At 50.3% G+C, this 588-nt stretch carries 1 protein-coding gene; it reads left to right on the forward strand.

The window, feature by feature from the left end:
* Positions 1-588: WG repeat-containing protein (locus UC14_RS26575; protein ID WP_198670125.1), on the forward strand; the 588-nt coding region annotated here is incomplete at both ends.

Genomic DNA, 588 nt, shown 5'->3' on the forward strand with positions numbered 1-588 from the left:
TTTATGGCTGCGCAACGACCAGGGTGATGTCGTCAATATTGTTGATGCATCAGGAAAGGCGTTACTGAATCAGAAGAATATCAGCGCCCTTGATGGCAGCCGGATTGAACCTCTCTATGTCAGAAATGATGTTACTTCTGCACAATCGCCACTCGCACTGATTCGTCCTGAATCCGGAAGCGGTAAAAACGGTGCCGGTTTCCTGCGCCCGGATGGTTCACTTCAGCTCGACAGCAAATGGCAGGATATTCAATCTGCTGACGCAGACGGTAATATCGAACAGTTTATTGTCAGAACGGCTGAGGGAACCGGTGTTGTCGATGCTCAGGGGAAAATTGTTATCCCGCTGACCGAAGACAATATTTCGCCCTTTGTTCATGGCTACGCGCTTGATTATCTGGACGGCAAGCTGACCGCACTGGATCACGCGGGTAAGCATTATGATTTGCCCAACGTATTCGAGATTGAGTCTGTGGGTAACGGCTGGTTCCGTTTTCGCGAAACCGCTGCCGAAGGCGCACTGTGGGGCATCTTTGATGTCAACACACAGAAAACGGTTGTTCAGCCCTCTTATCAGGATGTGGGTGA

This window comes from Rahnella sp. NRRL B-41462, from assembly GCF_003263525.1.
GTDB classification, from domain to species: Bacteria; Pseudomonadota; Gammaproteobacteria; order Enterobacterales; family Enterobacteriaceae; genus Rahnella; species Rahnella aceris.